Raw genomic sequence first — 558 nt, 5'->3', positions numbered from 1 at the left:
TACCAGATTGTGGTTGGCGACAAAGAGCGGGATGAAAATCAGGTGGCCGTGCGTGCCCGTGGCAACGTCGATCTAGGCTCTATGCCGCTGTCGGCGTTCGTTGAGCGACTGCAGAACGATCTCGCCAACAAGTCATGAGCTGGGCACGGCCTGTTTTTTTGATTCTTTGAGGACATCAACATCGCTACTGAGAAATCTCACCGCATCAACCGCGAGATCAGCGCACCGGAAGTCCGGCTGACCGGGGTTGAGGGAGAAGCGCTCGGCATCGTCAAGCTGTTCGACGCGCTGCGTCTGGCAGAAGAAAAGGACGTCGACCTGGTCGAGATCGCGCCGACTGCGCAGCCGCCCGTTTGCCGCCTGATGGACTATGGCAAGTTCAAGTATCAGGAGCAGAAAAAGGCCCATGACGCCAAGCTGAAGCAGAAGGTGATCCAGGTGAAGGAAGTCAAGTTCCGCCCTGGCACCGACGACAACGACTACGGCGTCAAGCTGCGCAACGCAACGCGCTTCCTTGAGGATGGCGACCGGGTCAAGGTGACCTTGCGTTTCCGGGGC

Annotated in this window: 2 protein-coding genes; both read left to right on the top strand. The window is 58.4% G+C overall.

All coding sequences use genetic code 11. From position 1 onward, the window contains the following. The first annotated feature begins 9 nt into the window (after positions 1 to 9). Entirely contained in the window at positions 10 to 138 is a 129-nt protein-coding gene (locus E2H86_RS26705) for a hypothetical protein (protein WP_368773740.1), read from the top strand. A 36-nt stretch (positions 139 to 174) separates the two neighbouring features. Then, the coding region (gene infC / locus E2H86_RS25795) for a translation initiation factor IF-3 (RefSeq protein ID WP_133332297.1) at positions 175 to 558 on the top strand (384 nt) is incomplete at its 3' end.

The sequence above is a fragment of the Pseudomonas putida genome (assembly GCF_004357765.1).
Classification (GTDB): Bacteria; Pseudomonadota; Gammaproteobacteria; order Pseudomonadales; family Pseudomonadaceae; genus Aquipseudomonas; species Aquipseudomonas putida_U.
The sequence above is the reverse complement of the archived record's forward strand: the minus strand, read 5'-3'. Positions and strand labels throughout refer to the sequence as shown.